The organism is Mesorhizobium sp. M7A.F.Ca.CA.002.05.1.1 (assembly GCF_003998335.1).
Lineage (GTDB): Bacteria > Pseudomonadota > Alphaproteobacteria > Rhizobiales > Rhizobiaceae > Mesorhizobium.
Genome location: NZ_RZQI01000263.1, coordinates 1 through 6,857 on the forward strand (window position 1 = coordinate 1; position 6,857 = coordinate 6,857).

The 6,857-nt window shown below is 62.7% G+C and carries 7 protein-coding genes and 1 other RNA gene; 1 reads left to right on the forward strand and 7 read right to left on the reverse strand.

Features of this window, described 5'->3' with window-relative positions; translation table 11 throughout:
* The 7 genes from EN939_RS15315 to EN939_RS15345 all read right to left on the reverse strand — a co-directional run.
* Positions 1-264 (reverse strand): type II toxin-antitoxin system RelE/ParE family toxin (locus tag EN939_RS15315; RefSeq protein ID WP_164751006.1); only part of this gene is annotated, 264 nt, incomplete at its 3' end.
* A complete protein-coding gene (locus EN939_RS15320) occupies positions 261-536 on the reverse strand; it encodes a type II toxin-antitoxin system ParD family antitoxin (RefSeq protein WP_027034949.1) in 276 nt (91 codons plus the stop codon). The genes EN939_RS15320 and EN939_RS15315, both read right to left, overlap by 4 nt.
* A 174-nt stretch (positions 537-710) precedes the next feature.
* An RNA gene (gene rnpB, locus EN939_RS15325) (RNase P RNA component class A) lies at positions 711-1,120 on the reverse strand.
* Between the two features lie 50 nt (positions 1,121-1,170).
* On the reverse strand, positions 1,171-1,896 hold the full coding sequence (locus EN939_RS15330) for a lytic transglycosylase domain-containing protein (RefSeq protein ID WP_127268666.1): 726 nt from the start codon (positions 1,894-1,896) through the stop codon (positions 1,171-1,173).
* A gap of 210 nt (positions 1,897-2,106) precedes the next feature.
* Positions 2,107-2,862, reverse strand: coding sequence for an N-acetylmuramoyl-L-alanine amidase (locus tag EN939_RS15335; protein WP_127268667.1), 756 nt, complete (start codon positions 2,860-2,862; stop codon positions 2,107-2,109).
* On the reverse strand, positions 2,859-3,578 hold the full coding sequence (locus EN939_RS15340; protein ID WP_127268668.1) for a J domain-containing protein: 720 nt from the start codon (positions 3,576-3,578) through the stop codon (positions 2,859-2,861). Before EN939_RS15340 ends, EN939_RS15335 begins: the two co-directional genes overlap by 4 nt.
* Before the next feature lie 164 nt (positions 3,579-3,742).
* Positions 3,743-4,003: a hypothetical protein gene (locus EN939_RS15345; protein ID WP_081734943.1), complete on the reverse strand. Its 261-nt coding sequence runs from the start codon at positions 4,001-4,003 to the stop codon at positions 3,743-3,745.
* A 194-nt stretch (positions 4,004-4,197) separates the two neighbouring features.
* Here EN939_RS15345 and EN939_RS15350 point away from each other — a divergent pair.
* The coding region (locus EN939_RS15350) for a hydantoinase/oxoprolinase family protein (protein ID WP_127268669.1) at positions 4,198-6,857 on the forward strand (2,660 nt) is incomplete at its 3' end.

Here is a 6,857-nt window from a genome sequence, read left to right on the forward strand (position 1 = left end):
GTGCAGTACACGAATGATCTCGATCGCGTCGTCACCTACACGATACAAGGTGAGATAGTCGCCAACGAGCAGATGACGGACGCCGGGCGCGATGTCATCGCGCGGCGCGCCGGAGAAGGGATAGGTCTCCAGTTGCTGCCACCGTGCCTCGATGCGATCGAGCAACCTATCCGCTGCGACCTCGCTATCGCGTGCAACATGAAGCCAGATCGCGATCAAATCGTCTTCTGCGCGCGCGTTCCGGGCGATGAATAGCGAATTCATGCTGCGTCGTCAGATCGCAAGCGCCTCCGCGCCTCGGCCTTGATTTCATCCATCGACGCAAATCGTCCCGGCCCGCTGTCTATCCCTTCCTGCACCAGCTTGCGCAACTCATCGAGCGTATAGCCGAAGAGATCGCGCCGATCCTTCCATTGCCGCAGCGCATCGCGGATCACTTCGCTGGCGGAGGCATATTCGCCGGCGGCGACGACATCATCCACCGCCTGCGCCAGTTCCGGCGACAGCGTGATGCTGCGTTTGTCGACCTGTCCCATGAGAGGCTCCCGATACCATTTCCCGATCATGGTACGATTTAATCGCACCGGTTTCAAGCAATGGCCGACTCTCGCTCGCACGGATGAACGGCCGGGCAGGCTTGAATCAACAGGCGCGCCCGAGGGCGCAACCTGCTGAATTCAAGAGACTTCTCTTGATATCGGGGGAGAGAAATTGCCAGCTGGCCTGTAAGCCGGGTTCTGTATGGCCCCCGCCCCTTGCGGGGCGAGAACGTGGCGGCCATTCATCTTGGGCGCATGTTGCCATGCGCCTCACGCAACCTACCCGGACGGTGAGCCGGAAACAGCCCTCGAGGGTTTCCCCTCGCACCGTCCCTATTCGGTCTTGCTCCCGGTGGGGTTTACCGTGCCGCTCCTGTTGCCAGTCGCGCGGTGGGCTCTTACCCCACCCTTTCACCCTTACCCCGAATCCGGCAAGCCGGATCGTGGCGGTTTGCTTTCTGTGGCACTTTCCCTGGGGTCGCCCCCGCCGGCCATTAACCGGCACCGTGTTTCCATGGAGCCCGGACTTTCCTCACCCACGACCTTTCGGCGTTTGCGGGTGCGGCCGCCCAGCCAGCTGGCAGAGCGTATAAAGGGGTTCGCGCCCGAAAACGCAAACGAAAAAGCAGACTTATGCGGGCGATCCCAGCGCAGCCATCTGCACCTTGACCTTGCCGCAATAGGCGGCCGACACCGGGTTCATCCGCGTTGCGGCGTGGCCGGCATTGTATTTCAGAATGGTGCCGCAGGTCGTGCCGCCGCCGAGGCTCCGCGCCATGGCAAGGTATTTCATGCCGTATTTGATGTTGGTGTCGGGATCGAACAGGCCCTTGGCGGAGCCGCTATAGCCCATCATCCGAGCCGTGGCCGGCTTGATCTGCATCAAGCCGATCTCGCCGGCGCCGCCAACGATGTTGGGCCGGTAGTTGCTTTCGATCTGGATAACCGCCGAGGCGAGCGATACCGGAACGCCTTCGATCGCCGCATAGCGGGCAACGATAGCGGAATACTGACCGCTGCTGGCCACCGCGGCCGCCGAGGCTGCCGCGTTCCGGACACCGATCGACGCCGTTGCCGTCATGTCGACGGTTTTTCGGCCACGCTTCGTCTGCTTTCTGGCGGACTTCTTCGGCTTGGACCAGCTTGCTTTTTCCATTTTCGCGGAAGCCCGCTTCGTCGCCTTGGCGTCGTGGCCTGCCTTGCCGCTTCTGGCCTGTGGGGCCTTGCCGCTTTTCGCGGATGCCACGACAGGCCCTTGATCGGCTCGCGGGCTGAGGGGCGCGGCATCTGCGGCACTGAAGGCAAAAGTCATTACGCCGGCAGCAAGAGCTGCCGTTAAAACGGTAAATTTCTGCATGTGATCCTGTTCTGTCTGAACCGCGCGAAGATGTTCACGCAGCAACGCCTAACCAACGTCGGAACAACCCGGGGGGCTTGGGGTCCGACATCTACACGTCAGCCGTTTGACGCCCGAATTGGTGTCAAACAAGGCCAGGCAAGTCACTTTGAGTGACAGCTTGTAACTTAAGGATTGGAAAGAATTGCTTGGGAGAGGCTCTCCCGGGGGTCAGCGCCTCATGGAAGCAAGCAGCCTTTGCAGCGTCCGCAGCGTCGAGCCGTCGGCAACGCCGTCCACCTTGCGCGGCCGGAAATGACGCTGGAAGGCCTCGACCACCGCCTCCGTCTGCCGGTCGAAAATGCCCGATATTTCAACGCCATAGCCGTAGAGGGCCAGCATCGACTGCAACGCTTCGACGTCGCCGCCGGTATCGCCGGTTGTCAGAGTGGCGCCTCGCCTGACGGGCGCGGCCGCCACGAGATGGCCAACACCGGCCTCGAACAGCGTCCGCCACGGAAACTTCTCGCCGGGATCGATCTTGCGCCCCGGCGCAACATCAGAATGCGCGAGTACCCGCTCGGCGGCGATCGAATGCCGACCGGCGATCCCACGGCACAGCGCGATCACCGCATCGATCTGCCGCCGGGGAAAACCGGGATAGCCCAGCGAATGCCCTGGATTGACGATCTCGATGCCGACCGAACAGGAATTGATGTCGGCCCGTCCGAACCACGAACTCTTGCCGGCATGCCAAGCGCGGTCGCTTTCCCTGACCATCTGCACGATATGGCCATTCTCGTGGACGAGATAATGTGACGAGACCTCGCTGGCCGGGTCGCAAAGCCAGGCCTCGGCCCCGGCGCCGGTCGCCATACCGGTGTAGTGCAGCACGATCATGTCAGGCCTGGGCGTCTCGCGCCGCGGGCCGAAATTCGGCGATACCCTGACTTCGGCACGTGGCTCGTCGGGCAGAAAGCCGCTCATGCGTGGCGCAGGCCCCGCTCGATCATCTCGTAGGCAACGTTGATCGCCGCCACCCTGGTGGTCGCGATCTTGATGAATTCCTGAGGCAGGCCGCGCGCGATCAGCCGGTCCGGATGATTGTCGGAAACCAGCTTGCGATAGCGCTTCCTGACCTCTTCGAACGGCTTGCCGCGCTCGATGCCAAGCACGACATAAGGATCCCCGGCGCCCAGGTTGACATGTCGCGCCATGATGGTCTCGTAATGCGCTTCGTCGATGCGGAAAATCTCGGCGATGCGGTGCAGGAAGTGGCCTTCGCGCTCGTGCACCAGCCCGTCGGCCTTGGCGATGTGGAACAGACCGTCGAGTATGTCTTCCAGCATCACACAATTGGAATGCCCGGAACCGCACATCTGCGCCATCCGCTCTGCATAGGTCTCGAAACCGGCCACGTCGCGCTGGGCGAGATCGAACAGACGCGCCACATTGCGCGTCTCCTTCGGCGGCACTTCGAATATTTCCTGGAAGGCGCGCACCTCGTCCTGGGTGACGATACCATCGGCCTTGGCCATCTTGGCCGACAGCGCGATCATCGCCACCGAAAAGGCGACACGCCGGCGCAAATCCGCATCGCCGGCGAAAACCGTGCGCACGGCCTCGACCACGTCGGCGACACCCGACGAGGCTGAGGATGAAACGCGGGTGATGAATTCGCCGAGGCGATCCCAAATGGACATGGCCTGCTTCTTAGAGCCACCGCCCGCTCCTATCAAGCCGGGACAGTGCCGCAGGCTTTGCGCGACAAATCGATCGGACTCGAACGCCACGGCGCTCGGACAATATGAAAAAGGCCAGCGCGAGCCGGCCTTTCTCATTCATCACACGAAGTACTGCTTGCTCACTACTGCGCGGGCGCAGGAGCTGGTGTTGCCGGAGCCGGCTCGGCAGGCTTCTCGGGTGTGATGCTCTTCGTGGTAGAATTATCCGTTGCCGGAGGCGTCGCGGCCGGCGGCGTGGCTTCCGGAGTAGCCGGCTTCATCGGTTCCTCGGCGGCCGGCGGATTGGTGCTCTGGGTGGTGGTATTGTCCGTACCGCTGTCACTGCAGGCGGCGACGCCAAGCAAGGCCAGAGCGGAAACGGACGCGAGAATGAGCTTTTTCATTTGTCTCTCCTTCAACACACGCTCACGTTGCCGTGAGCGGTCGAAGGACAAATGCGTCAGACGGCCATGAGTTTCGTAACGTTGCGTTTCGACATGTAACATCGTCTGGTTCATTTGCGATTGCCGCTCAGGCCGTGGCGAACTAACAGCATGTGCCGAACCACCGATTGAACGTAAAAGCGCCAGGGGCTGTCATGACCGCAAAATGGGATTTCTGGATCGACCGCGGCGGCACATTCACCGATATCATCGGCCGAGATCCGGAAGGCGGGCTGCACCCGCGCAAGCTTCTCTCCGAAAATCCCGAAGCCTACAACGATGCTGCCATCCAGGGCATTCGCGACCTTCTTGGCTTGTCGGCCGGCGACACGATCCCGAGCGGCCTGATCGGCGACATCAAGATGGGCACCACGGTTGCAACCAATGCGCTGCTGGAGCGCAAGGGCGACCGCGTGCTTTTGCTCATCACCAAGGGCTTTCGTGATGCGCTGAAGATCGCCTATCAGGCGCGTCCGGACATCTTCGCCAAGGAGATCATCCTTCCCGAACAGCTCTACGAGCGGGTCATCGAAATCAACGAGCGTGTGCGCGCCGATGGCTGCGTCGAACAATTGCTCGACATCGCCGCCTGCCGGCCGGCGATCGAACAGGCCAGGGCCGATGGCATCGATGCGGTCGCCATCGTCTTCATGCACGCCTGGAAATACCCCGACCACGAGAAGGCGGTGGCAAAAGTCTGCCGCAAACTTGGTTTCGCCCAAGTCTCCGTCAGCCATGAGGTCTCGCCGCTGATCAAGCTGGTCGGCCGCGGCGACACCGCGGTGGTCGATGCCTACCTGTCGCCGATCCTGTCCCGCTATGTGCAAAGGGTTGGCCAAGAGCTCGGCGTCCTCTCCCCCCTCGAGGGGGGTGAGGAGCGATGGGCCGAAGGCCGAGAAAAAGCCAGCGATTTGGCTTTTTCAGCGACGAACGCCCGAAGCCATAGCGAAGGGCAGTCGGCAAAGCGGGCAGAGGGGGTCCTCTCGGAAGGCACCGCCACGACGTCGAGCCCGGTCGATCCGACCCCACCCGGCGCCTTTGCCGCCATCCTCCCCTCGAGAGGGAGGGAAAGCCCTCGCCTCATGTTCATGATGTCGTCGGGCGGTCTCACCGCCGCCGACATGTTCCAGGGCAAGGATGCGCTGCTGTCAGGACCGGCCGGCGGCGTCGTCGGCATGGTCGAGACAGCCAGGCTCGCCGGCTTCGACAAGGTCATCGGCTTCGATATGGGCGGCACCTCCACCGATGTCGCCCACTATGACGGCGAATACGAACGCGCCTTCGACACCGAGGTCGCCGGCGTGCGCATCCGCGCGCCGATGATGCGCATTCATACCGTCGCCGCCGGCGGCGGCTCGATCCTGCATTACGAGGCCGGCCGCTTCCGGGCCGGACCGGATTCGGCTGGCGCCAATCCCGGCCCGGCAGCCTACCGGCGCGGCGGCCCGCTCGCCGTCACCGACGCCAACGTCATGCTTGGCAAGCTGCAGCCCGATTTCTTCCCGGCGATTTTTGGACCCGGCCAGGACGAGCCGCTCGACGTCGAGACGGTGCGAGCAAAATTTGCGGCACTCGCCGCCGAAATCGGCGATGGGCGGTCGCCCGAGACTGTCGCCGAAGGGTTCGTCACCATCGCCGTGGAGAACATGGCCAATGCCATCAAGAAGATCTCCGTGCAGCGCGGCTACGACGTCACCGAGTATCTCCTCAACTGCTTCGGTGGCGCCGGCGGCCAGCACGCTTGCCTGGTCGCCGACGCGCTCGGCATGGAGGCGGTGCTGATCCATCCCTTCTCTGGCCTGCTGTCGGCCTATGGCATCGGCCTGTCCTCGGTCTTTGCCTCGCGCCAGCAAGCGCTGCTGAAACCGCTTGCCGAAGAGTCCAGAACGGAGATCGGCAACCTCATTGCCATTTTGAGAAAAGCCGTTGTGGCCGAACTCGCGGCGCAAGGCATCGGCGAGGATACCGTCGCCACGAAGCCGGTGCTGCACATTCGCTATGATGGCACCGACACGACACTGCCGGTGAATTTCGAGGCGGATTCGATTTTCCAGGCCAGGCGCGATTTTGAAGTCGCCCACAAGGCGCAGTTCGGTTTCGTCTATGACGACAAGCCGATGATCGTCGAGACCGTCGGCGTCGAAGGCACCGACACCGGCGGTACCGGGCGCGACGAAACTGAATCACGAACCGAAGACCTTGCCGTAAACCCTTCGCAAACCCGCGAAATCTTCACCGAGGGAGAGTGGCGCACTTCACCCATCTTCCGCCGCGAAGCGCTGAAACCGGGAAACAGGGTTGCCGGACCTGCCTTGATTATCGAGCCTAACCAGACGATCGTCATCGAGCCGGGCTGGCTGGCCGAAATCACCGCCAGGAACCATGTGCTCCTGCGCCGTGTCGAGAAAAAGCGCCGGCAGGCAGCGCTCGGCACGGAGGCCGATCCGGTCATGCTGGAGGTCTTCAACAACCTGTTCATGTCGATCGCCGAGCAGATGGGCGTGACGCTGCAGAACACCGCCTATTCCGTCAACATCAAGGAAAGGCTGGATTTTTCCTGTGCAGTCTTCGATCGCACCGGCGCACTGGTCGCCAATGCGCCGCACATGCCGGTACATCTCGGCTCGATGGACCGCTCGGTCGAAACCATCATCCGGCTGAATTCCGGCGACATCCACCCCGGCGACGTCTTTGCCCTCAACGCGCCCTACAATGGCGGCACGCATCTGCCCGACATCACCGTGGTGACGCCGGTGTTTTCCCTCCCCCTCGAGGGGAGGGTGGCCGCGCAGCGGCCGGGTGGGGTCCTCTCAGA